The organism is Eubacterium sp. AB3007, from assembly GCF_000688015.1.
Taxonomy (GTDB): Bacteria; Bacillota; Clostridia; order Peptostreptococcales; family Anaerovoracaceae; genus Aminicella.
On sequence record NZ_JIAD01000001.1, the window covers coordinates 2,096,741 to 2,120,222 of the forward strand.

16 protein-coding genes are annotated in these 23,482 nt (G+C 55.5%); 14 read left to right on the forward strand and 2 right to left on the reverse strand.

Features of this window, described 5'->3' with window-relative positions; genetic code table 11:
- Positions 1–104 precede the first annotated feature (104 nt).
- Together P156_RS0109940 and gap are read left to right on the forward strand one after the other, a co-directional pair.
- On the forward strand, positions 105–3,353 hold the full coding sequence (locus tag P156_RS0109940; RefSeq protein WP_027869977.1) for a fibronectin type III domain-containing protein: 3,249 nt from the start codon (positions 105–107) through the stop codon (positions 3,351–3,353).
- 152 nt (positions 3,354–3,505) lie between these two features.
- Positions 3,506–4,624 carry a type I glyceraldehyde-3-phosphate dehydrogenase gene (gene gap / locus P156_RS12410; protein WP_081818544.1) on the forward strand — a complete coding sequence of 373 codons (1,119 nt, stop codon included), beginning with the start codon at positions 3,506–3,508 and terminating at the stop codon, positions 4,622–4,624.
- 234 nt (positions 4,625–4,858) lie between these two features.
- Here the strand turns inward: gap and P156_RS0109950 are convergent, their stop codons facing one another.
- Positions 4,859–5,839, reverse strand: a complete 981-nt coding sequence (locus P156_RS0109950) for a dipeptidase (RefSeq protein ID WP_027869978.1) — start codon at positions 5,837–5,839, stop codon at positions 4,859–4,861.
- An 83-nt stretch (positions 5,840–5,922) separates the two neighbouring features.
- Here P156_RS0109950 and feoB point away from each other — a divergent pair, with 83 nt between their 5' ends.
- The 7 genes from feoB (at position 5,923) to P156_RS12420 (ending at position 16,670) form a co-directional block, all read left to right on the forward strand.
- Entirely contained in the window at positions 5,923–8,265 is a 2,343-nt protein-coding gene (gene feoB, locus P156_RS0109955; protein ID WP_027869979.1) for a ferrous iron transport protein B, read from the forward strand.
- A 208-nt stretch (positions 8,266–8,473) separates the two neighbouring features.
- The gene (locus P156_RS12415; RefSeq protein ID WP_051600896.1) at positions 8,474–9,829 is read left to right on the forward strand and encodes a hypothetical protein; all 1,356 of its coding nucleotides are present in this window, start codon (positions 8,474–8,476) and stop codon (positions 9,827–9,829) included.
- Between the two features lie 22 nt (positions 9,830–9,851).
- Positions 9,852–11,480, forward strand: coding sequence for an amidohydrolase (locus tag P156_RS0109965; RefSeq protein ID WP_027869980.1), 1,629 nt, complete (start codon positions 9,852–9,854; stop codon positions 11,478–11,480).
- 73 nt (positions 11,481–11,553) lie between these two features.
- Positions 11,554–12,855: a sensor histidine kinase gene (locus P156_RS0109970; RefSeq protein ID WP_034802527.1), complete on the forward strand. Its 1,302-nt coding sequence runs from the start codon at positions 11,554–11,556 to the stop codon at positions 12,853–12,855.
- Between the two features lie 12 nt (positions 12,856–12,867).
- Entirely contained in the window at positions 12,868–13,710 is an 843-nt protein-coding gene (locus P156_RS0109975) for a DNA-binding domain-containing protein (protein ID WP_051600897.1), read from the forward strand.
- Between the two features lie 155 nt (positions 13,711–13,865).
- Positions 13,866–15,377, forward strand: coding sequence for a sodium:alanine symporter family protein (locus tag P156_RS0109980; protein ID WP_027869983.1), 1,512 nt, complete (start codon positions 13,866–13,868; stop codon positions 15,375–15,377).
- 183 nt (positions 15,378–15,560) lie between these two features.
- Positions 15,561–16,670: an MBL fold metallo-hydrolase gene (locus P156_RS12420; protein WP_051600898.1), complete on the forward strand. Its 1,110-nt coding sequence runs from the start codon at positions 15,561–15,563 to the stop codon at positions 16,668–16,670.
- On the opposite strand, the gene P156_RS0109990 is transcribed toward P156_RS12420, so the two are convergent.
- Positions 16,664–16,882 carry a hypothetical protein gene (locus P156_RS0109990; protein WP_027869984.1) on the reverse strand — a complete coding sequence of 73 codons (219 nt, stop codon included), beginning with the start codon at positions 16,880–16,882 and terminating at the stop codon, positions 16,664–16,666. The two genes, P156_RS12420 and P156_RS0109990, sit on opposite strands and share 7 nt — an antisense overlap.
- A 116-nt stretch (positions 16,883–16,998) precedes the next feature.
- Between P156_RS0109990 and P156_RS0109995 the strand changes: the two genes are divergently transcribed.
- From P156_RS0109995 to P156_RS0110015, 5 genes are all read left to right on the forward strand, one after another.
- The gene (locus tag P156_RS0109995; RefSeq protein ID WP_027869985.1) at positions 16,999–17,571 is read left to right on the forward strand and encodes an RNA polymerase sigma factor; all 573 of its coding nucleotides are present in this window, start codon (positions 16,999–17,001) and stop codon (positions 17,569–17,571) included.
- Positions 17,572–17,604: 33 nt separating this feature from the next.
- A complete protein-coding gene (locus P156_RS12980) occupies positions 17,605–19,755 on the forward strand; it encodes a beta-propeller domain-containing protein (RefSeq protein ID WP_027869986.1) in 2,151 nt (716 codons plus the stop codon).
- 110 nt (positions 19,756–19,865) lie between these two features.
- The gene (locus P156_RS0110005) at positions 19,866–21,320 is read left to right on the forward strand and encodes a L,D-transpeptidase family protein (RefSeq protein ID WP_027869987.1); all 1,455 of its coding nucleotides are present in this window, start codon (positions 19,866–19,868) and stop codon (positions 21,318–21,320) included.
- Positions 21,321–21,378: 58 nt separating this feature from the next.
- Complete coding sequence (locus tag P156_RS0110010) at positions 21,379–22,551, forward strand: hypothetical protein (RefSeq protein WP_027869988.1); 1,173 nt, start codon at positions 21,379–21,381, stop codon at positions 22,549–22,551.
- Between the two features lie 12 nt (positions 22,552–22,563).
- A complete protein-coding gene (locus tag P156_RS0110015) occupies positions 22,564–23,481 on the forward strand; it encodes a carbon-nitrogen hydrolase family protein (protein ID WP_027869989.1) in 918 nt (305 codons plus the stop codon).
- Position 23,482: the final 1 nt, after the last annotated feature.

Genomic DNA, 23,482 nt, shown 5'->3' on the forward strand with positions numbered 1-23,482 from the left:
GGCTGAGCCGGTGGTTGTGATTAAATTGTATTGAAATGGATGCGCCTTTAGGGTAAAATAAGAAGACATAGAAAGTTATTAAGCGATTATAAAAAGGAGGAGTTATGTCAGGTAAGATTGCCAGACGAGGTAGGGCTCTTTCGGTGGTCATGCTTTGTGTTGCCGTGATCATCAGCTTTCTGCCGTGGAGCAGCGGAATGAACGGCTACGCGTTTGCCGGCGATACTCCGGAGACTGTGGAGGAAGCGAAGGCGGCGCTGGATGCGGCAGAGGGTGCGAAGGAAAAGGCGGAACGGGAGAAGGTTACCGCCGAGAACGCCTATAACGATGCCAAGGACGCCTATGACCAAGCTAAGGCAGAGGCCGATGCAGCGGAGAAGGTGGCAGGCGAGAAGGAACAGGCCGCAAACAATGCAGTGAGTGCGCTGGTGACAGAGAAGAAGCAGGCGTATGACACTGCAGAGAAGACCCTGAAGACAGCCGAGGCAGCATATAATGAAGCAAAGGAAAAGGCGGACAAACTCCGTGCGGACATGGATAATGCGAGTACCTCCAAAGAGGAGCATGAGACATCTATTGCGACGCTTTCTACGGATATTCAGTCCCTGAAGGATGACAATGTCCGGAAGACTGAGGAAAAGCAGAGTGCAGAAGCCGAGATGGAAAGTCTGAATGCCAAGTGGATGAAGGACAAAGCCAATGCTGCAGAGAAGGTGAAGAAGGCGCAGTCGGATTACGATAATGCCGGCTATCAGTTCATCAATAACAAGATCGACAGCCTAGGGAGTGAGTTCTTTACTTTGGAAGAAATGATGGACGTCTGCAAGGGCTATACGGACGCAAAATTCAAAGAATCATGCACTTCCAACGGAAAAACCGTCGCCACCATCGCAGATGCAGTAAACGATGCATCGTTCAAGGATATCCTGAAAAGCCATTGTACCTATGACAATCTGATGCATGCAGCAAAGCTGATCAGGAAATCCAATGAGCTACGAGGAAAGGAAGGTAAATCGATCTTCAAGGTGAGCTATCAGCTGATGGGTGTTGCCATGATGAGCAACACCTTCACCGCGTATTCCACAGGGCACACGTTGTATAACAAAAATGGGAAAACACCCCAAGGCTATGCGAATACGGATAGTTTCTGGGCGATCGGGCCTGCAACCACGGGGAACGAAAACCTGGCGTATGCGTATGGTTACTCGATGGATCAGTATGATCCGTACGTAGGCTGGTACGACGAAGAAAAAGAGGCCCTGCAAAAGGCAGTGGAATCAGGGAAATGGTCAGGCCTCAGTATGGATCTTAGCACCAGAGAAATTTGGAATAATTATCCAAATCTCTCGAGTCAGACCAATGCCGCTGGTTACGGCCAGGTGGGGCATTACCTGACACTCCGAAATGAAGAATACACCACAACGGGGGCCGCGTTTGCTGAGAATGAGAATGCGCCGAACGGTTGGCCGATGCGCGCCACGCAGTCTTTCAATGATGACACGAAGAATGCAATCACCGTAGATCAGTATGAGAATGAGGTGAAAGCGTATTTCAAGTCTTATCAGGATGCGCTGGAGAATGCGAAAGCAGAGCAGCAGGCACTGAATGATGAGCCACAGGCGTTGGTGGATGTGAAGGCGAGGATCTCGGAGTTGGAGAACACCATCACTGAGAATAACAGTGCCATCGAGAGCAAACAGAAAACACTGAAAAAGGAAGAGGCTGAGCTGGAGGAAGTCAATAAGACCATTGCCGATCTGATGCAGCCCCTGGCCGACGCAGAACAAGGCGAGAAGGATAGGCTTGATGAAAAGGATGCTGCCACCAGGGAAAGAGATCTGGCAAAGGCGGAGTCCGAGAAAGCAAATGGTATCGATCTGGCGAATGCGTCTACCTATAGTGATTATGATCACATAAAGGAACTCGTCAGCGAATGGGAGACAGCGAAGGGAACTGCCGCGAAGAAGAACGCTGAACTGACAGATAAGCAATCGGCGCTGACGAGAGCTGAAAATGACAAGAATGATAAGGAGAAAGCGCTGTTGGAGGCAGGCACTGCTCTTCAGGTTGCACAGAACGCCTATAACGAGTTCTTCAAACTGGAGAATGCGGTGGTCATGGCCATCCCGAATCAGACCTACACCGGTGAGGCGATCGAGCCTGCGCTGACCATAAAGGACAAGGGAAAGACAGTTACGCTGAAGGCCGGTACAGACTACACCGTTTCCTTCAAGAACAACACCAACGCCGGTGAAGCCACCATCACCATCGAAGGAAAAGGCAACTACTCCGGCAATCAGCAGGTGAAATTCCAGATTCAGCCGAAAGAGATCACCGAGGACATGGTCAGCGATATTCCGATCCAGACCTATAGCGGAAAGGCGAGCAAGCCGCAGGTCACTGTCGCCTTTAATAACGATGCACTGACGGTTGGCAAGGATTATAATGCTTTGTTCGAGAGTAACATCAACGCCGGCGAGGCCACCGTCACCATTAGCGGAACAGGAAACTACACTGGCACCGCTACAAAGACCTTTACCATTGCGCCCAAGGCCATCAACGTCAAGTCCATCACCGTGGATCCCATTCCGGATCAGCAGCTGGAGGAGGGCAAAAGCAGTTATGAGCCGACGGTAACCGTGAAAGACGGCGGCGTCACATTGGAGTGTGATCAGGACTATAAGTTGGATTACGTGAACAGTAATGAAGAGGGAACCGCCACCGTCACGATCGTTGGACAGGGCAACTACGGCGGCACCCGGGAAGTGAAGTTCCAGATCGTCGATCCGGCCAAGTTGGAAGTCAAGAAGCAGCTTGAGGAGAAGATCACTGAGCTGGAATCCCTCAACCTGAAGGACTACAGTGCCGAGGACCAGAAGAAGATCCGGCAGGCGATCAGCGCTGCCAAGGAGATGCTGGCGAAGCCGGCCTGCGAGATCTCCATCGATGAGTTCGAAGGAGCTTTGTCGGGGCTGAAGACGGCGAAGACGAACGCGGACACGAACCTGGAGAAGGCGAAGCAACAGAAACTACAGCCGAAGAAGGCTGCTGCGCCCAAAAAACCGGCTAAGGTGACCCTGACGAAGGTCAAGAAGGGCAAGGGTAAACTGACGGTCCAGTGGAAACGTGTGGCTGCCAACACCACCGGCTATCAGATCCAGTTGAAAGACAAGAAGTCCGGGCAGGTGAAACTCGTCTCGGTAAAGCAGGCGAAGGGTAAGAAGATCAAGAAGGTCGTCAAGGGGCTCAAGCATAAGACAAAATACACCGTCATGGTCAGAGCCTGCAACCAGTCAGGGAAACTGATCAGCTGGGGACCATGGTCCAAGGCGAAAACCGGCAAGGTGAAATGATTTCGGTTCACCTTTGATCTGCATCGGATATAAGAAAAGAATCCTCTTGCAAGGTGTTGCCATTAGATATTCTGAAGGTATATAATGATAATCGTGTGATGAACACGCTTATTACTATTATACAACAGAGTTATGGAGAGGAGTATATTACAATGAGCAACAAGATCAAGGTAGGAATCAACGGATTCGGTCGTATCGCACGTGTCATTCTGCGCAGTCTGGAGATGAGAGACACAGATATCGAGATCTGCGGTGTCAACCTTCACAATGCGGACTTCAAGAGAATGGCCTATCAGGTGGAGTACGACTCAGTATTTGGACGTTTCATGGGCGATGTGGAAGCGACCGATGATGGCATCCGTATCAATGGCAAGGACATTCACGTGTTCTCTGAGGATGATCCGGCAGACATCGACTGGGCATCCTGCGGTGCAGAGTATGTGATCGAGTCCACCGGCAAGTTCCTGACCAAGATGGCTTGCTCCAGACATTTCCTGGGTGGTGTCAAGAAGGTCATCCTGACCGCTCCCGGAAAGTCTGCTGATATCCCGACCTTTGTCATGGGCGTCAACCATGAGGAGTATGATCCTGCTACCATGACCGTGGTCTCCAACGCCAGCTGCACCACCAACTGCCTGGCACCGCTGACCAAGGTCATCAACGACGCCTTTGGGATCGAGAAGGCTCTGATGTCCACCATCCACGCCTCCACCGCCAAGCAGAAGCCGGTAGACTCCAATGGAGGACGTGACTGGAGAACAGGTCGCTCCGTATTCAACAATATCATTCCTTCCACCACAGGTGCGGCCAAGGCGGTTGGAAGAGTTATCCCCGAACTGAACGGGAAGATGACCGGCATGAGCTTCCGCGTACCCAGCAACGACGTTTCTGTCGTCGACCTGACCGCTGAACTGAAGACCAAGACAAGCTATGAGGAAATCTGCAAGGCCATCAAGGAAGCGGCTGAGGGCCCCATGAAAGGCATTATCGAGTACAACAACGACGAGCTGGTATCCGCCGATCTTCGCGGAAACTTCAACACCTGCATCTTCGACGAGAAGGCAGGCATCATGCTGGATGACAGCTTTGTGAAACTCATCGCATGGTACGACAACGAGTGGGGCTATGCCAACAAGGTCATCGACCTGGTGAGCCACGTGGCGCACACCGATGCTGCTGTTCTGGCTGCCGGAGAGCAGGTAAAGAAGCCTCTGGTCGCCACCGCTGCCAAGCACGAGGCTGCCGAGAAGAAGGCCGCTGCCAGGAAATAAACAATTCTTTTTCTTGACATCTGGCAGAACAGAATATAATATTAGCATTGATTTCCGGTGAACATATCTATTGTTAATGGATAGGATCGGAGACAGTAGATAATCAGATAAGAGAATAACCGACTATGCTGCAGACCCGGGGCGAATTACGTCCTAAGTCCGCGGATAGTCGGTTTTTCGTTGTGGAGTCCCTCTCCGAAAGTGTGTCAAAAAGAACCGTCCCTTTTGACACACCTATCGACACACTTTGCTGATCAGGCGCATGGCGTTGTCCCAGCAGATGGCCTGGATCTCAGTGTCGGAGAATCCCGCTCGTTCCAGTGCATGCACAAAGCCCTGGGCCTCGCCTGCATGGGCCAGGCCCGGGAGCATGGCATCCTCATCGTCGAAGTAGTTGGCGAAATCGAACCCGCAGCCTACGTGCTCCGGGCCGATGAGGTCTGCGATGTAGCGGGCATGGGCGGCCAGATCGTCTACGGTGGCGGGAGCATCCTTCGGTTTGATGAACCCTCGCCAGGTGTTCATGCCGATGACACCACCCCGCTCGGCGATGGCTCGGAGCTGGTCATCCTTCAGGTTCCGGGAGCACGGACAGAGGGTCCAAGCGTTGGAATGGGAGGCCATGATGGGACAGGAGGTGTTCTCCATGATGTCCCAGAAGGTCTTCTCGCTGACATGGGAGACGTCGATGAGCATTCCCAGCTCCTCCATGCGTTTTACCGCCTGCACGCCCAGATCGGTGAGTCCATAATCTTCAGAGGAAAACTCATTGCCCGCGGCGAACTCGTTGTCGTCGTTCCAGGTGAACATGGCGTGGCGGAAGCCAAGATCGTAGAGGACGTCGAACATACCCAGTTCGCCTTCGAAGCCGTAGACCCCCTCCAGGCCAAGCAGTACCGCAACCTTGCCGGCGGCCTGGATCCGCTCGATATCCGCCGCGGTGGTGGCCACCTCGATGCCCTCCGTGGCTTTCAATTCCTGGAAGGAACGGGCCAGCAAGCGGATCATGACCTGCTGGGCTGAGCCTTCCGCATCCTCCAGATATTCCTCGAATTCCCCAAAAGTGTTGGTGGTCCACAGGGCGTAGATCAGCGCCCCTACTTCGCCCTGCCGGTAGTGAGGCAGGTGGCGCCGGCTGAGTACCTCCCGCTCTCCCAGCGCATACCGGTTGGCGATGTCCATCATCGTATCTGCATGTAAATCAAAAACTCTCATCTGTCATTCCCTCCTATGCGACTATTATACACGAAATTGTGGTATAATGAAGACGTGAAATCAGGAAAAGGAATCTAACAGACATGACATTACGAGAATTGAAGATCGGCGAGAGCGCAGTCATCACGCAGGTAGGTGGTGAGGGAGCGCTTCGCCAGCACTTTCTTGATATGGGAGTGATCCCCGGCGCTGAGGTAACCGTGGTAAAGTTTGCCCCGCTGGGAGATCCCATGGAACTTCAGGTCCACGGTTACGAGTTGACGCTTCGACTGGCGGATGCGGAGAAGATCGGTATTCAGAAGATCGAACAGCGCGCCAACAAGCATGAGCGCATCAATCACATTGAATCCGCGGCCCACCCAGGACTGGGGGAGACCGGCCACCTCTACCATGACAAAGCATCGGAGGACCCTCTTCCTGAAGAGGCCCTCCTTACTTATGCGCTGGTGGGGAACCAGAACTGCGGCAAGACGACCTTATTCAACCAGTTGACTGGATCCAACCAGCACGTGGGCAATTTCCCCGGAGTAACTGTCGACCGTAAGGATGGTGCCATCAAGGGATATCCAAAGACACTGGTGACGGACCTTCCGGGCATCTACTCCATGTCTCCCTACAGCAGTGAGGAGATCGTGTCCCGAAGTTTTGTGCTGGAGGACAGCCCGGTGGCGCTGATCAACATCGTGGACGCGACCAACATCGAGCGGAACCTCTACCTCACCATGCAACTTCTAGAGATGGATATCCCCATGGTGGTGGCACTGAACATGATGGACGAGGTGGCAGGCAACGGCGGTGCGATCGATGTGAACGGCATGGAGGCTATGCTAGGCGTGCCGGTAGTCCCAATCTCTGCGGCGAAGAACCAGGGTGTGGACGAGTTGGTGCAGCATGCGATCCACATCGCCCGCTATCAGGAGAAGCCCATCCCGCAGGATTTCTGCAGCAAGGACGACCACGGTGGCGCGATCCACAGGGCCATCCACGCGGTGGAACATATCATCGAAGACCATACGGAGCGACAGGGACTGCCCCTGCGGTTCAGCACCACCAAGGTCATCGAGGGAGACCCGCTGATCCTGGAACAACTTCACCTGGACGAGAACGAACGGGAGATGATCGAACACGTCGTTCTGCAGATGGAGGCGGAGGGAGGCATGGACCGAAGCGCTGCCATTGCGGATATGCGTTTTGATTTTATCGAGCGGGTGTGCGAGGCGACCGTGCAGAAGCCCAGAGAGAGCCGGGAACGGATCCGGTCAGAGAAACTGGATCGGGTGCTCACCGGGAAATGGACCGCCATCCCGTGTTTCATCGGGATCATGGGACTGGTGTTCTGGCTTACCTTCAACGTGGTAGGTGCGTGGCTGCAGGATCTGTTGGCCGCTGGGGTAGAGGGCCTGACAGGCCTCATGGACGGTTGGCTCACCGCCCTACACATCAACGAGGCAGTGCACAGTCTCATCATCAAAGGAATCTTTGAGGGAGTGGGGAGCGTTCTGAGCTTCTTGCCCATCGTGGTGGTGATGTTCTTCTTTCTTTCCATCATGGAGGATAGCGGCTACATTGCCAGGGTGGCATTTTTCATGGACAAACTGCTGCGAAAAATCGGACTCTCCGGCAGAAGCATTGTGCCCATGCTCATCGGGTTCGGATGCACGGTACCGGCGGTGATGTCTACTCGGACACTGCCCAGCCGGCGCGACAGGGAGATGACCATCCTGCTGACCCCCTTCATGAGCTGTTCTGCCAAGATCCCTATCTACGGGTTCTTCGTGGCAGCCTTCTTTCCAGGGAAAGGGGGCCTGATCATGACAGGTCTCTATGTGCTGGGGGTTCTGGTGGCCATATTGATGGCGCTACTTTTCAAGCGCACACTGTTTCGGGGGGAGGCGGTGCCCTTTGTGATGGAACTGCCGAACTACCGGCTGCCTAGCGCGGGAAATGTGCTCCGTCTCATGTGGGAGAAGGCTTGGGATTTCATCACCAGGGCTTTCAGTGTGATACTGGTGGCAACCGTGATCGTCTGGTTCCTGCAGAGTTTCGACACCCACCTGAATCTTGTGGAAGATTCTTCGGACAGCATCATGGCCATTCTGGCAGGATGGCTGGTGCCGCTATTCGATCCTATCGGTCTGGGCGATTGGCGCATCGTGACTTCGCTGATCAGTGGGTTTATGGCCAAGGAGAGCGTGGTGGCGACTATGCAGATGCTCTTCGGCAAGTCCATCGCCACGTCCATCTCGGCGCTGGCGGCGGCTTCCATGCTGGTGTTCTCTCTGCTGTATACTCCCTGTGTGGCGGCAGTAGCCTCTGTCCGCCGGGAGATGGGCACCCGCTGGGCCATAAGTGTGGTCCTGTGGCAGTGCACGGTGGCCTGGGTGTTTGCGCTGGGCACAAAGCTGATCTGCGGTGCGTTTCTGTAAGAGCGCAATCCCATAAGAGCGTGATCTCGAAAAAGCGAGAGCCCGATGATCTGCCGCACGGACATAGTATCCAGAGCCTTATGGTATTAATCGCAAATATTAGCGATTAATGCGGAAGGGGTTCGGAGACGGATAAGTCGCGGTTGAGTTGGTGGAAAAGATATAGTATAATTATCCAAAAGGGGCCGAAATAGAATAGGTGACAAGAATGGCGAAGACAAATTGCAGGATAAACGCATTCCAGATCGATACGGCAGAGGCGTTCCGAAAGGCTTTGTGCGAACAGGGCATGGAATTGCCGGTGAGTGAGGACCTGAGCCTGTTGGGCCGGGCTTTTGCGGTGAACGGACGAAAGTTCGAGAACTCCACCGCCATCCAGCCGTTGGAGGGGATCGACGCGCAGGCGGACGGGTCGCCCAGCGAGTTGACGTTGGCCAGATATGAGAAGATGGCACAGGAGGGGGCCGCTATCCTCTGGGTGGAGGCGACGGCTTTTTGTGAGGACGGCAGAGACAGCCTGCGGCAGCCCTGGATCCATAGGGGGAGCCTGCCGGGATTCCGAAAACTGGTGCAGACCATCGATGCGGCGGCTGTGGGGGCAGGATATAAGCCGCCTTATAAGATCATCCAGCTGACCCATTCGGGGCGTTGCAGTGTGGATAAGGCGGGGAAGCCAAGGCCGTTGACGGCTTTTGCGAACCCGTATCTGGATGCGGCTATGGGAAAGGCCGAGGTGGTGAGCGATGCCTACATCGACCAGATGAAAGAAGAGCTGGCGCAGGCTACTGCGCTGGCATGCGATGCGGGGTTCGATGCTATCGACCTCAAGCTCTGCCACCAGTACCTCATGAAAGAATTTCTCTGCGCTTACACCAGACCTGGGAAATACGGCGGTTGTCAGGAGAACCGATTTCGGTTTCCGCTGGAGGCCATCGACCGGATCCGCCGGCTGGTGGGGACGCGCATCGATATCACCGTGCGGCTGAATGCCTATGACAGTGTTCCCTGGCCCTATGGCTGGGGCATGAAACAGCAGGAAGGCGCTATGGAGATCGACACCTCAGAAGTACTGGAGCTGATCCGTAAGCTTTACCGACAGGGGATCCGCATTTTCAACATCAGCACCACCGTGCCGCGGTATGCGCCAGTGGGGCAGGGCTATTTGGCCAATTTTGATCCGGAGGCGGTCATCGATCCCATGGAAGGGGTTTATCATCTGCTGAAGGCTACCGGTCAGATGCGGCAGGTTCTTCCGCGGGATCTGCTGTTTGTGGGGACCGGACTGGGTTGGTTCGGACCCTTTGGGGCCAACGTGGCCGCAGGCTGCATCGAGGAAGGTTGGTTCGACATCGCAGGGTTTGGCCGCAACATCATGGCGGATAACCGTTTCATCCCGAACCTGCTTGAGCGGGGCTTTGTGGACAGAGACAGCCTGTGCGTAGGGTGCGACAGCTGCTACAAGCTGTTCTTTGCCGGGCTTCCCACTGGCTGCCCGGTGCACAGAGAGGCTTACAAGCCCCTGTTCCGGTCGCTGGAGAACAAGGGTGCGGTTACGATATACTGATAATCATAACAAGAGGTGTGACATGATCAGGATCTTTGAAAATGGGAAGATTTTTACTTCCAATAGCGAGCAGCTGTATGTGGAGTCGATGGTTGTGGAAGATGGCCGCATCACGTGGACCGGCACCGGAGAAGAAATGCCGGAGTTGAAGGCGGACGAACGCATCGACCTCGCAGGACGGACCGTGATTCCGGGGTTCGTAGATGCCCATATGCACCCGATGATGCTGGCGGAGTACAGCAGGCAGATCGCCTGTCTGCCTCCCACCGTCAACTCCATAGAGGACCTGAAAGGCGAGATCCGCCGCGTCTACGAGGAGATGGAGAGCAAGACCGATCCACTCCGCCCGGAAGACAAGGCGCAGCAATGGATCCGCGGCTGGGGCTACGACGAGGGGAAATACGCCGAGAAGCGTTCCCCCAACCGTTGGGATCTGGACGAGGCCTCGCCAGACAGGCCGGTGTTCCTGGTGCGAAGCTGTGAGCATATCCGTTGTGTTAACAGTAAGGCGCTGGAAATCGCCGGCATCACCAAAGATACGCCGGATCCTCAGGGCGGCGAGATCGAGAGGGACGCAAACGGTGAGCCGACCGGCGTCCTGAAGGAAAACGCCAGGGATCTGGTCCTGCCGTTCATGCCAGAGGAGACCGAAGAAGAGATGGTGGATGCCCTGGTTGATCTGGGAGATCTGCTTACCTCCCAGGGGATCGTGGCGGTAGCGGACATGGGAAACCTTCACGAGGGCGGCAACTACGAGATCTTTGAGAAAGCTGCGGCAAAGGGTTTTCGCCAACGGGCGAGCCTCTACTATATGTGGGATTACTTCATGGATGATCCCGATTTTGACATCACCCCGGAGCTCATGGACTACCACAGGCCTCTGCGCATCGCCGGGCTGAAGCTCATCGGCGACGGCAGCATCAGCGGCCAGACGGCATGGCTGTACGAGCCGTATATGAACAGCGAGAACGTGGGCCTTCCGGTGTATTCCGACGAGAGTCTGGAGAAGGCCATCGACTACGCCAAGGCACACGGCTGCCAGATCTCAGTCCACGCCATGGGCGGTCGGGCCATCGACCGGGTAGTGGATCGACTCTACGAGGAAGAGGACTGGACTGATGGAGGTGTTCCGTATCTGCGGGTAGAACATCTGACAGAACCGACCGAACGCGCCATGGAACGCGCCGCCGAGAAGGGTTTTGCTTTCGTCACACAGCCGATCTTTGAGTATTGCGAGATCGAGACCTACAGGGCAAATATGGAACAAGACAGACTGGAGCATATCTATCCCAGCCGCACCATGCTGGACAAGGGGGTGAAACTGGCGTTTTCTACCGATGCGCCAGCGACTTCCTGGGCGATTCCCTCGGAGCCCTTCTCCAACCTGAAGTCAGCGGTGACGAGAGTGGCTTACGACGGTACCGACATCGGACAGAGCGAGAGGGTAGACATCGAGACCGCCATACTCCTCTACACCAGGGAAGCTGCCGAAGTCAGCGGGTTTGGCGGCCTGGGCATGCTGGCGCCGGGGTATGAGGCGGACTTCGCCGTACTGAGCGAGGATATCTTCAGCATCCCCGCCTCCCGAATCGACCAGGTCACGGTGGAGGAGACCTGGATGAATGGAGAACAGGTATACCGGGCTCAATAAGGAACCGACGACCAATCGTAATGTGCTGCAAATAGTCCGGCTAGCCGGACTATTTTGTGTTCAAAGGTGGATCATGGACAAAACAAAATTTCGAAAAACCATATATGTGGCGTTCTTCGTCTCTATCGCGGCGCAGATCAATCTGAACATCCTGACGGAGGGATTCATCGTGGCCCTGTCTGTGATGGTGATGGCTATCTTTATCTATTGCTATGAGGATCTATCGGCAGCTTACATCGCCTGCTTGTCCGGTGTTTTCTCCCCTCTGTTTAGAGTGGTCACCACCTACCTGTCGGAAGGTTCCCTGCCGCATACTCTGGAGATGGCACTGCCGGATACAGTGTTCTTCTTTACCTACGCGGCACTTTACACAGGGATCTATCGTACCATCATAAGGGAACCGAAGAGTATGAAGAACTTCCCCTATGTCATCTTCTTCTCGGACATGTTGTCCAACGTAGCGGAGATGAGTGTGCGGAGCATGCTGGCGGGTACCAACCTTCTGGACGCGCAGATGGTGTCTTATCTGGCCATCATCGCCCTGGTCCGCAGCGCTCTGATCATGATGGTGATCATCGCCATCGAGTCCTATACCAGATTTCTGGTGGACAAGGAGCGGGACGATGAGTACAAGCGGTTGCTGACTCAGGCAGCCACCATCGAGGCAGAGATGCGCCTGATGAAGAAAAACGCAGCCGAGGTAGAGACCGTCACCAAAAAGGCCTACGAACACTACTATCGGATCAGAGGGATGGAAATGCCCCGAGAAGTGGTGGACCAGGCCCTGGACATCGCCAAGAACACCCACGAGGTGAAAGGGGACTACAACAACGTTATCGAGGTCCTGGAGGAGACCTACAAGAACGGCGTGGTCGACGAGGCTTTGTCCGCGGGAGAGATCATCGCGCTGGAACGCGCCAACGTGATGGCCATGATCCGCCGGGACAACCAGAACATCGAGATCATCAGCAAGGTGAGGACGGATTTCTTGGTGCCGCAAGCGTTCAAGCTCATGTCCATCCTGCGCAACCTGCTGACCAATGCGGCGGAAGCCATCGGCACCCAGCGTGGTCGCATACTGGTGAGCACCCGGGCGGAGCAGCGGGATGGTCGCACAGAAGGCTACTGGATAAGCGTGCGGGATAACGGGCCGGGCATCGAGGAGGAGGATCTGGACAACCTGTTCCTGGAAGGGTATTCCACCAAGTTCGACCTTAGGACCGGGAATATCCTGCGGGGGCTGGGGCTCTGCCTGGTGAAGGATTTTGTGGAGAACGACTTCCATGGACGGATCGAGATCGATACGCAGGTGGGCAAGTATACGGACTTTCGGATCTGGATCCCTGAGGAGATGACTCGAGAAGTTGGAATGTAAGGAAGGTCAGACATGAAAAAGATAACCTATTACATCATCGACGACAATATAGCGATAGTGAAATCCCTGGAGAAGATCATCAAGCTGCGGGAACTTGGAAATGTTTGCGGCTGTTGCACAGACCCGGAGGAGGCACTGGAGGAGATCCTGGAGGAACGGCCGGACATCGTGCTGGTGGATCTTCTGATGGGAGGTATGGACGGCATCACTCTGATGGATCGAGTGAAAGAAAGGATCCCTGAAATCTCGTTCGTCATGGTCTCCAAGGTCACCGACAAGGAGATGGTTCAGCAGGCCTATACCGCCGGAGTGGAGTTCTTCATCCACAAGCCAGTGAATCTGGTGGAGGTGGAGACCGTACTACGGAATGTTGCAGACCGGATCAAGATGCGGGAGGTCATGGGGAGTTTGCAGGATATCTTTCAGGAGCAACCCTCACCTGCCCCACGCACAAAGCCGGCCGACACTACCTCTGTGGAAACACTCCTGGGTATGCTGGGCATGCTTGGAGAGAAAGGAGTGCAGGACATTCGCTGTCTGTACCGCCTGATGCAGCAGGAGGGAGGAAGTTTCCACAAGGAACTTCTGACCCGGGTAGCTGAGGAGGAAGAGGATACCGTGAAAAACGTGGAGCAGCGGATCCGTCGGGCCATAAGAAAGGGGCTGGCCAATGCGGCGGAAGCCGGGCTGGATGATTATGGGAGTGAGCTCTTTACTGTGTACGCCGGCTACGTTTTTGATTTTAAGACCCTGAAGGACGAGATGAACTATGCCAGAGGGAAAACCCATTCCGGCGGTCGAGTGAGCATCTCCAGGTTTATGGAGGGTCTGGAACTGTATAGGAAGTCGTTGTAATACATGGCTAATGGACCCGTCTCTGTCGAGGCGGGTTGTGTTTTACCTGAATAAAATTTCAGAATTTTTGAAGTTTCGTGAGTTTTTTTGAAAAAGACAGGTACAATTGATTCAGAAATCATCAAGTAGTTTTATAATGTGAGAGGAGTGTTGTTATGTTAGATAATTTTGCTAACTGGATCAACGGGTATCTATGGGCGCCAGCCCTGGTGTACCTCGCCATTGCGGTGGGCCTGATTCTGTCCATCGGTCTGAAATTCCCTCAGTTCCGCCTGATCAAGGACATGGTGGGACAGATGAGGAAGGGCTCCAGCTCGGACAGTGGAGTTTCCTCCTTCCAGGGATTCTGTATGGCTCTTGGTGGCCGTGTGGGAACCGGTAACATTGCCGGTGTCGCCAGTGCCATCGGAGCAGGCGGTCCGGGAGCCGTCTTCTGGATGTGGGTCATCGCCCTTATCGGTGCAGGTTCCGCTTTCTCTGAGTCCGCGCTGGCTCAGGTTTACAAGACCAAGACCATTGGTGAGTACAGAGGTGGCCCGGCCTACTATATCGAGAAAGGACTGAAGTGTAAGCCGCTGGCGATCATCTTCGCCTGTGCCACCATCCTGGCTATGACCGTCACAGGCCCGACCGTACAGGCCGGTGCCATCGCCGCCGCCTTCCGCGGGATCAACCTGAGTATCAGCCCAGTTATCGTGGGCGTCATCGTGGCAGGTCTGTTCATCGCCGTCACACTGGGCGGACTGAAGAGGATCGGTACCTTTGCAAGTTACGTCGTTCCAATCATGGCAGGTATCTACCTGCTGCTGGCGCTGATCATTCTGATCATCAACATCAAGCATATTCCAGGCATGTTCGCGCTGATCTTCAGCTGTGCCTTCAACATGAACGCTGTATTCGGCGGCGTGTTCGGCTCCTGCGTCATGATGGGTGTCAAGAGAGGTATCTACTCCAACGAAGCTGGTTGGGGATCCGGTGCCCATGCAGCGGCTACCGCTGAGGTTTCTCACCCCGCCAAGCAGGGTCTGGTACAGGCTTTCTCCGTGTACATCGATACACTGTTGGTCTGCACCGCTACCGCGCTGATGATCCTGTCCACAGACATGTTCAACGTGCTGGATGCGGACGGTAACGTCATCTACGAGGGAATCGCAGGGGTTGAGGCCGGTCCGGGCTTTGTGCAGGGAGCGATCAACAGCTTCATCCCGGGATTCGGCGCACCGTTCATCACCATCGCCATGTTCTTCTTCGCGTTCACCACACTGCTTTCTTTCGCAGTTTACGCGGACTCCAATATCCAGTACCTGCTGTCTCACACGTCTGACACAATGAAGAGACGTGCCTATACGGTCGGCTGCCTGATCATCGCTGTGCTGGCGTTCCTGGCCTCCATGAAGGATATGACCACCGCATGGGATTACGCAGACGTTGGCGTCGGCATCATGTGCTGGCTGAACCTGCCAATCCTGGCCCTCATGGCTCCCAAGTCCATCAAGATCCTGAAGGACTACGAGACCCAGAAGAAGATGGGGCTGGATCCGGTGTTTATTCCGGAAGATGTCGGATTCGACAACTGCGAGCTCTGGGATGAGATCGTAGATGAGAGATACGCTGACCTGAAGGCTGCCAAGAAAGCTGCCGAAGGGAAGGGACAGGTGGAGGCATAACTGCCACACCTGCTGAAAACGGGATTCCGGGTGCATCCTGCATCCTGAAAAGAAAAGAGACTGCTCATGCCGGGCAGTCTCTTTTGATAGAAAAGGGTAGTGCGTCATACAGTACACCTCTTGCATCAATATGTATTCTGGAGTATGATGGGTAAAACATACATAACGATCGGAGGTATCGGAATGCTGAAACTCTTGCTTAAGATCGTGCTGGTGCTCGTGGTGCTCGTGGTAGCAGTGGCGGTGGCAGCGCTGCTGTTCCTGTGGTTTTATCCCGGCGTGGGCAAGACCCCGGACAAAGCCGCACAGGCTGCGTACGCAGAGAAGATGAGGGTGTTCTACGATGGGGAGTTCCACAACACAGATAAGAACTATACACTGATGGCTGGGGAATCAGAGCCGCGCAGCGGCGAGGTAAGACCAGCGGATCCATCGGATATCCCGGTTGTGGATCAGGGTACACCGGAGAGGGGAGAACCGGGGCAGATGACGATCAGCTGGCTGGGGCACTCTTCTGCTCTGGTGCAGATGGGAGCGAAAAACATCCTCATCGATCCCGTATTGACAGACTATTCCTCACCGGTGGGTTTTGTGGGGGTGAAACGGTTCTCTGCTCCGGGGCTCACCCCGCAGGAAGTGCCGGAGATCGATGTTCTGTTCATTTCCCATGATCACTACGATCACCTGGATTACCAGACCATCCGTCAGATCGACGACCGTGTTGCCTGCTATGTGGTGCCGCTAGGGGTGGACGCCATCCTGAAAGGATGGGGAATCGAGTCCGGACGGATCCGCGCACTGGCCTGGTGGGAGACCACCGAGATCGACGGTATCCGGTACTCGCTGACGGAGTCCCAGCACTTCTCCGGGCGAAATCCTCTGAAATCCGGCTTAACACTCTGGGGTGGGCTGCGGATCGATGATGGTATCCACAGTCTTTACTATACAGGAGACGGCGGGTACTGCGACGCTTTCCGAAAGGAATACCAGAAGTACGGAGAGGTGGACCTGATCCTGGCCGAAAATGGACAGTACAGCAAGGGGTGGCCTATGGTACACATGACGCCGGAGGAGTCTGTACAGGCGGCAAAGGATGCCCACGCCCAGTGGTATATTCCGGTGCACTGGGGAGCTTTTGTCCTCTCTACCCACGCCTGGTACGATCCTGCCTTGCGGGCGGTGAAAGCCGGCGAGGCGCAGGAAGTCGAGATCGCTACCCCCAGAATCGGCGAGCTGGTGCCTTATGACGACATAGACCGGTATGACAGTCACTGGTGGGAGGAAGCTCAGTAGATCTTCCTTACCTCGCCGTACCGCTGGCAGAAGGCCTCCAGTTCCTCCTCGCTGCGGATGGGCATGACCTCGTGCAACTCGCCTGTCTTGCGATCCCGAAGGCAGGCGGTCTGCTCCCCGGTGCAGATGCTGCAGCGCAGCACCGGTTCATAATCCTCTGTTGAGAACGCCGGCAGGTCCGGCGTTTTTGGTTTTCTGCGAAATAATCCCATATCATTACCTCCCTGCTTTCATTATACTTTTTTTCACATCGGTTGCAACACTTTGGGGGATCTCGTATACTTAACATATAGAAAGCTTTCAACGAGAGGGACCCAAGGAGAGACCTATGAGCGAACAGAAATGGATACAGGCGGCAAAGCAGGGGGATCAGGCAGCATTCTGCCATCTCTACGGTCTCTACAAGGATCGTCTCTACCGCTACGCCTATTACAAACTGGGAAACCGGGAAGACGCCGAAGACGCGGTATCTGAGTGCGTACTCTCCGCCTGGCGGCAGATCGGCTCACTGCGGGAGCACAAAGCCTTCTCGGCCTGGCTCTTTCGGATCCTGTCCGGCTGTTGTAACGCATCCATACGCAGGAGCATCACCGCCCGCGAAGCGGCCTGTGAAGCGGCGCGCAACATCCAAACATGCGCGCCGCACGGACCGGCGAAAGCCGGAGCGGCCGCCGGCAGTCTGATGGCGCCGGCGGCGGACCAGCCCTCCGCCCTTCGCCTGGTGCTGGCGGAGGCATTGGAACAGTTAACTGCACAGGAAAGGGAGATCGTCCTGATGGCGGTCGTTGGAGGACTGAAAAGTACCGAGATCGCGGAGATCACCGGACTGAGACCCGGCAGCGTCCGTTCCAAGCTGTCCAGGAGTCTGGCCAGGATGCGGAGGTATCTGGAGAGTGAGTGAATACGGGTCACATGAGTAGAAAGGAACCGGATCATGGATAAGAAATACATAGAAGAGAAGTTCCGGCTGGATGGACTGGAGACGCCGGAGAGTTTGTCGGAGGAAGCAATGCTGGCCAGGCTGCAGGCAGCAGAGGAGGGCCCGGCCACAGAAACTTCGGGCCGGGCCAGTGAGGCGGGCGCGACACAGACACCTGCGCCCGCCGTGAGAGAGGATCGTGCGGTCCGCAGACCGACCTTCTTCCGCCGCCACCGAGGGCTGGCAGCGATCGCCGCCTGTCTGGTGTTGGCGATGGCCACTGTACCCCTCTGGAAGGAGGCAGGAGAAAACTTCTGGTATGGCGCAGATGTGATGACAGGAGAGGGCCAGGATAGTCTGGTCGCTTTCCAAAACTACGAGGACATCCGGGCGGAACTGAAGAAGATCGACCAGAACCAGATAGCCTTTCGCAAGGAGACGCTCTATGCGAACGTTCTGGAGGGTGACATGGCGGCGACAGAAGAGGCGCCTTCAGATGACGCGGTTTCCGCAGGGAATGGCGCGGCGCCGGGTCTGGCCGCCAAGGGCGCCGCGGGTAGCAGCGGGAATACCGAAGCGAACAGTTACTCCGAAACCTACAAGCAGGTGGAAGGGGTGGACGAGGCGGACATCATCAAGACCGATGGGAAGTATATCTACCACATCACCATGGATGGAGAGATCCAGGTCAGCAAGCCGGATGGCAAAAAGGCAGAGGCCATCACCACCATCAAGCCCGGAAAGCATGCCGGTTTCACGGATCTTTACCTGAGAGAGGACAGGTTGATCGCCATTGGGAGCATGTATGATGGGAGCATGACGAAGGGCGGGATCGTTCCGGAGAACGACAGAGCCTCCGTCACAGTATACGAAATGACCGATCCTGCCCATCCCGAGAAACGGAAGAAGTTCCAGCAGAGTGGAAACGTGGTGTCTAGCCGGATGGCAGATGGGTATGTCTACCTGGTGACCGATTGTTATGCGGGAGAGAAGGAAGACTTTGTGCCCCGGACCACTTCGGACGGGAAAGAGAAGAAACTGGCGGCGCAGGATATCTACTGCATGCCGAGTCCCAGCGGCCGATCTTACGCGGTGCTTAGTGCCATCGACATCGATGGCGGCACCAAGGAGGAGGCCAAGACCAAGGCGGTGCTGGGAGCATCGGAGGAGATCTACTGCAACGGGGAGCACATGTACATCGCCGGAGCCGAAGCGGACGGTATGGTGGGCGCTTACTGGTACCCGGGATACCGTCCGGCATACACCAGGATCCTGAAAGCGGATCTGAAGGATGGCAAGGTGAAGTTCCTGCACTCTGTCCGGGTGCGTGGGAGCATCAACGACCAGTTCTCCATGGACGAGAAAGACGGCTACCTGCGGGTGGCCACCACCTCCAACAAGGACGGGAAGGACGAGAACAACCTGTACGTGCTGGACGCGAAACTGAAGAAGGCGGGTAGCGTAAAGGGATTTGCCAGGGACGAGCACATCGAGTCCGTTCGTTTCCTGGGGGACCGGGGCTACGTGATCACCTACAGGCAGACAGACCCGTTGTTCGTACTGGATCTCAGCAATCCCAGGAAACCGAAGATCGACGGCAGCGTGAAGATCAGTGGATTCTCCACCCTGCTGGTACCGGTGGATGAGAAGACGTTGCTGGGGATCGGTTATTGCACCAGATCCACCGAAGGCGGCGAAGCCTTGAACGGTACCAAGCTGGCACTCTTTGATGTCAGCAATCCTTCCAAACCAAAGGTGAAGGACAGCAAGGAGTTCCCGGGCATGGACAGCCCGGCCCAGTTCGAGCACAAAGCCCTGCTAGTGGGACCGGGGAGCAGCTGGTACGCGATCCCTTACACTATCTGGCAGGATGATTGGACGGGCATCGAGGATGCGGAGGAACTGCCGGATGTGATCGAGGAGGACGTGGTCGATGGCGAACCGGAGGAAGCGGCCCCGGATGTGGCCATTGACACTGACAGCGATTATACCACCGGCTGCGAAGGTGGCGTGCTTACCTTCTCTGCCGGATCCAAACTCTCCAAAAGCAAGAAACACTCCTTGTCCGACCAGGGGATGCAGCGTGCCGTCTACATCAATGGATACATCTACGGCCTGGACGAAGGCGACCAGATCACCGGGATGAAGTTTGGGGGGAATCATTGATGAATGGAGCATCTGAGGGAGGAAAGCCTGCGGGTTTTCCTCCCCAGGGTTGAAAAACGTCCGTTTAGGGTGTATAATGGCACAAAGAAAAGGACGGAATTGTATTATTGATGAACAAACGTAACGTGGCGATCGCGCTGATTGCGGCGATCTGTCTGACAGGTTGCATCCTGTATTTGGACTATTACTTTCATTTTCATGACCGGTTTCTGCCGGGTACGAGGATCAACAACAATACGGTGAGCGGAATGGATCTGGACTCTGCCATAGCGGATCTGGAGGGGGAATATTCGCTGACCGTTCATTTCCGTGAGGGAAAGACCGAGAAGGTGCGGGGAGGAGATATCGATTTCCGGCTGAACATGAAGGACACCCTGCAGGAACTGCTGGAGCGGCAGGGATTTCTGGCCTATCTGAAGAGTTTTGTGACATCGTTTCGATACAACGTACCGACGAGTGCCGCCTATGACCGGGAGAAACTTGCAGGCATCGCCCTCGCCTGGCCGGAGATGGATGAGAGTGCCATGGTGAAGCCTGTGGACGCCCACATCGTCTACAAGGATGGGGATTTTTCCATCATTCCCGAGACACCAGGGAACACCATCCGCATCCAGAAGGCGCTGCAGGAACTCAACCGGGCTGTGTCCACCGGGGCCAAGACCTGGGAGCCTGAGCGAATCGCCGGGGTATACCGGAACGCTCAGGTAAAGAAAGACGATCCTACGCTGAACGCTGACCTGGAGACCATGAAAAATATGGCCTGGAACACCGTCACCTATAAGCTGCCCACCGGTCAGCAGGTGCTGGATCCCAACACCACCATGGATTGGCTTAAGAGAGGGAAGGACGGCAAGCTGGAGAAGAAGAAAAACCATTGGAACAAGAAGATCCGGGAGTATGTAGTCGCTCTGGCCGGGAAGGTAGACACCGTCGACAAGAAACACACCTTCAAGACCCACTCCGGCAAGATCATCAAGCTGAAGTCGCAGGGGTATTACGGATGGCGGATCGACCAGGAGGCAGAGGCGAAGCAGCTGGCGAAGGATCTGGCGGCTGCAAGTCCGGTGAGCCGTAAGCCTGCCTATATTCAGCGAGAAGCAGCCAACTATAGTGACAACTACGGCTACGGAGACTCCTATGTGGAGATCAATCTCAGCAAACAGCATCTCTGGATGTACAAGAAGGGGAAGGTGGTCCTGGAGAGCGACGTGGTGTCTGGAACGGCTGGCGCTCATGCGACTCCCGACGGCGCTTACTTTGTCCTGGACAAAGCACGGAATGTCACCCTCCGCGGCCCCCAGGTGAAGACAAAGCCCAAGAAAGACAAGGACGGCAAGGTGATCACACCGGCCAAGAAGGAATACGAGTGGGAATCACCGGTCAGCTACTGGATGCCCCTGACCTATGAGGGCGTGGGCATGCACGACGCTAGCTGGCGCGGCGCTTTCGGCGGAGGGATCTGGCAGTACAACGGATCCCATGGATGCATCAACCTGCCGGTATCCTTTGCGCCCAAGCTGTTCAGCCATGTGAAGGTCGGAATGCCGGTGGCCGTATACTATTAAGGAGAAGAATGCCCTCTGGCCATCGGTCAGGGGGCTTTGTGCAAGGAGGGGAGAGTCTATGAAACGCAGGCAAAGAGTGCTGATAGCCCTGCTTGCCGCGGTGATGATGGGGATGCTTAGCAGCGGGTGCCACGCCAAGTCTCCTGATGTAAAGCATATCGGATACGAGACGACACCCACCATGAAGGTAATTATAATCAAGTGGAAAAAGCAAAAGAAAATCTCTTTCTATCGCCTCTACCGTCTGGATGTGACGGGCTGGAATGAGGGGAAGAACGGCAGTCCAACGATGGACCAATACAAGCGCATCGCCAAACTCTCCGGAAAACGGAAGTCCTACAAGGATCGGAAGGTCAAGCCGGGGCACAGTTACGCGTATCAGATCGAGGGGTATCGGAAGAGCGGTGGCAAGGCAAAACTTGTCTGCACCACCTACCTGAAGGACTACTATCAGGAGGACAATATCGGCCTGTCGAGACCATGGCTGCTGAATACGGGGGATGGGGAGTTCTACACTAATTCTCCGCATTGTCTGTATCTCTACTACGATGTATATACCGGCGTTCAGCCAAAGGACGTGGTGGTTTACCGCAAGGAAGATGGGGGAGCATATCGGAAGATCTCAGTGAAGTGGGAGGAAAAGCATGGTGATCCCGGGAGCATCTTCAGCGACAAAACCGTACGACCTGGCCACACCTATACCTACAAGTTGAAGAGTACCGTCAAGGAAGGCAAGAAACGCTACTATTCCGCCTTTACCAATGAGGTGATCATTCCTGCGGTGAACTTTGCCGGAGAGTTCAAGGTGAAGTGCCTGACACCTGCCGGAAAAACGGATACGTTCCTTCTGCAGCTCACCAGCAAAGCGAACAACGGGGTGATGACCCTGGCGGAATACAAGGATGTGGAGGGGTCAACGGACAATGGATACTGTGTGACCCGAGGGGAAGAGTCGCAGTTGTACCCGACTCGTATCGTCGGTTACAGCTGGGACAACAAAGTCTGGCAGGGGATGCCCGCCAAGGGAGTGCCCCTGAAGGCCGGGCAGACCATCTACCTGAAATGTAAGATGGAAGGTGCATCGCCATACTTTGGAGGGACTACAGCCACAGTTTCGGAGATCAACCTGATGGATCCGTCGGTGAAATACGATGGTCCCGGAGCCGGGGATTCCATCTTGCACATAGATCTCTGTAAGGGCACGGGGCGTGTCCACATGAATTTTGATTAAAGGAGGGAAACCATGAAGGATCTGAAATCCACCTGCCGCATCGCATTGGTGCAGGCGGAGCCTGTGATGTTTGATAAGGAAGCGTGTCTGTCTAAGGCGCTGGACTATATCCATGAGGCGGCCCGGGAGCATGCGGAGCTGATCGTGTTCCCGGAGTTATTCATCCCGGGCTATCCCATCGGGCTGAACTTTGGGTTCAGCATGGGGAAACGGACGGAGGCCGGAAGGGCAGACTGGAAACGGTATTATGACGCATCGCTGGTGGCGGGCGGCCCGGCGTTTGCGGAGCTGGCTCGGGCGGCCCGGGAGGCGGAAGCCTATGTGAGCATCGGGTTCTCGGAACGCGATGCGGTGAGTGGCACTCTGTATAACAGCAATGTGATCTTTAGCCCGGAGGGGGAGTGGTTGGTACACCGGAAGTTGAAGCCTACCGGATCGGAGCGACTGGTCTGGGGGGATGCTGACCGGGACTACTTTCCGATCACACAGACACCATGGGGGCCCATTGGCAGCCTGATCTGTTGGGAGAGTTACATGCCTCTGGCCAGGGTGGCTTTGTACCAGAAGGGGATCACCATCTATATCTCGCCGAACACCAACGACAATCCGGAGTGGCAGGCCACGATCCAGCATATCGCCATCGAGGGGAAGTGCTTTTTCATCAACAGCGACATGATCGTGAGCAAAACCTCCTACCCGGACGACCTGCACTGTCAGGGGGAGATCGAGCGGCTGCCGGAGATGGTCTGCTGCGGTGGAAGCTGCATCGTCGATCCTTTCGGTCACTACGTAACGGAGCCTCTGTGGGACGAGGAGGGGATCATCTACGCGGATCTGGATATGAATCTGGCGGCAGCTTGCCGGATGGAGCACGACCCCATCGGCCACTATGCCCGCCCGGACGTGCTGGAACTGGTGGTGCACGAGTAGA